At 62.3% G+C, this 2221-nt stretch carries 2 protein-coding genes and 1 pseudogene; 2 read left to right on the plus strand and 1 reads right to left on the minus strand.

Features of this window, described 5'->3' with window-relative positions; all coding sequences use genetic code 11:
• Positions 1-356: pseudogene (gene prfC, locus EN750_RS30635) on the plus strand (peptide chain release factor 3); the annotation flags it as partial.
• Between the two features lie 76 nt (positions 357-432).
• On the opposite strand, the gene EN750_RS30640 reads toward prfC, so the two are convergent.
• Positions 433-903: a VOC family protein gene (locus EN750_RS30640; protein ID WP_127398963.1), complete on the minus strand. Its 471-nt coding sequence runs from the start codon at positions 901-903 to the stop codon at positions 433-435.
• A gap of 252 nt (positions 904-1155) precedes the next feature.
• On the opposite strand from EN750_RS30640, the gene ilvD reads away from it, so the two are divergent.
• Positions 1156-2221, plus strand: a 1066-nt coding sequence (ilvD, locus tag EN750_RS30645) for a dihydroxy-acid dehydratase (RefSeq protein WP_127398964.1), incomplete at its 3' end; no start/stop codon positions are given.

Genomic DNA, 2221 nt, shown 5'->3' on the forward strand with positions numbered 1-2221 from the left:
TGGCAGAGGAGGGCGTCGTGCAGCTGTTTTCGCCGGAGGATGGCTCGCCGGCCATCGTCGGCGTCGTCGGCGCGCTGCAGCTCGACGTGCTGAAGGAACGGCTGAACTTCGAATACACGCTGCCGGTCGAATTCGAGATGTCGCGGTTTTCAGTCTGTCGCTGGATATCGGCCGACGACAAAGCCGAGACGCTTCGCTTCATCGAGGCGCATCGCGGTGACATCGCCCGCGACCTCGACAATGATCCGGTGTTCCTCGCCCAGCACGCTTTCTCGCTGAACTACGAAGCGGAACGCTGGAAGGCGATCAAGTTTGCCACGATCAAGGACTATCAAGTCCGCGACAAGGCGGCGTAGGCGCCAGTTTTCCCTTCTCCCCGTTCACGGGGAGAAGGTGCCCGAAGGGCGGATGAGGGGCAGCGCCGACCCTCGACTATCCTCTCGCCGCTTCCTCGATCCTGGCGATGTCGATCTTGCTCATCTGCATCATCGCCGACATCACGCGGCCGGCCTTGGCCCGGTCCGGATCCAGCAGCAGGCGCGGCAGCTGCTCCGGCACAACCTGCCAGGAGACGCCGAATTTATCCTTCAGCCAGCTGCATTGCGACGGTTGGCCGCCACCGTCGATGAGCTTGTCCCAGAAGTAATCCACCTCTTCCTGCGTCTTGCAGTCGATCGACTGCGACATCGCCTCGGTGTGCTTGAACTGCGGTCCACCATTGAGCGCCTGGAATTGCACCCCGTCGAGTTCGAACGTGGTCACCAGCACCTTGCCTTCATTGGCGTGGCCTTCGGGCCAGCGCATTACGCTCAGCACCTTCGAATTCTTGAAGATGGAGACGTAGAAATTCATGGCCTCTTCGGCCTGGCCGTCGAACCACAGGCAGGTGGTGATCTTTTGCATGTCGTGCTCCTCGGGTTGTTTTGGTTGCGTTACGGCGAAACGGCTGACTCCGAACGCGGTGCCATTTCCATGTCGTCTGCCCAAGGACGGGCATGCAGTGCGCCATCCGACAGTGCTACGCATTTTTTTTTGAGAGAATCTGGCGCATTGCAAAATTGTGGCCAGACCGGGCTTGCGCGTCTATAACGCCTGCGGTCCGAATTCAGCTCCGCCGCGCCATGCCTGGCTGTGGCCAGCCACCGAGGAAAAAACATGCCTGCCTATCGCTCCCGCACCACCACCCATGGCCGCAACATGGCCGGCGCTCGCGGCCTCTGGCGCGCCACCGGCATGAAGGACTCGGATTTCGGCAAGCCGATCATCGCGGTGGTCAACTCCTTCACCCAGTTCGTGCCGGGCCATGTCCATCTGAAGGATCTCGGCCAGTTGGTCGCGCGCGAGATCGAGAAGGCCGGCGGCGTCGCCAAGGAATTCAACACCATCGCCGTCGACGACGGCATCGCCATGGGCCATGACGGCATGCTCTATTCGCTGCCGTCGCGCGAGCTGATCGCCGATTCCGTCGAATACATGGTCAATGCTCACTGTGCCGACGCCATGGTCTGCATCTCCAATTGCGACAAGATCACGCCCGGCATGCTGATGGCATCGTTGCGCCTCAACATCCCGACCGTCTTCGTTTCCGGCGGTCCGATGGAAGCCGGCAAGGTGGTGCTCGCCGGCAAGACGCAGGCTCTCGACCTGGTCGATGCCATGGTGGCGGCCGCCGACGACAGGGTCTCCGACGAGGACGTCAAGGTCATCGAGCGCTCGGCCTGCCCGACCTGCGGCTCCTGCTCGGGCATGTTCACCGCCAATTCGATGAATTGTTTGACCGAGGCGCTTGGCCTGTCGCTGCCCGGCAACGGCTCGACATTGGCCACCCATGCCGACCGCAAGCGGCTGTTCGTCGAGGCCGGTCACCTGATCGTCGATCTCGCTCAGCGTTACTACGAACAGGATGACGAGACGGCTCTGCCGCGCAACATCGCCTCGAAGGGCGCCTTCGAGAACGCCATGACCCTCGACATCGCCATGGGCGGCTCGACCAACACCGTGCTGCACATCCTGGCTGCCGCGCATGAAGGCGAGATCGATTTCGATCAGGACGACATCGACGCGCTGTCGCGCAAGGTGCCGGTGCTGTGCAAGGTTGCTCCGGCCAAGTCCGACGTGCACATGGAAGACGTGCACCGCGCCGGCGGTATCATGGCCATCCTCGGCCAGCTCGACAATGCCGGCCTGCTCAACCGCGACCTGCCGACGGTGCACACGCTGT

Source organism: Mesorhizobium sp. M7A.F.Ca.ET.027.03.2.1, from assembly GCF_003999175.1.
Lineage (GTDB): Bacteria > Pseudomonadota > Alphaproteobacteria > Rhizobiales > Rhizobiaceae > Mesorhizobium.

Bases quoted from the DNA above. Each gene is read 5' to 3' on its own strand.
- EN750_RS30640 (WP_127398963.1), bottom strand. From the start codon at position 903: ATGCAAAAGATCACCACCTGCCTGTGGTTCGACGGCCAGGCCGAAGAG.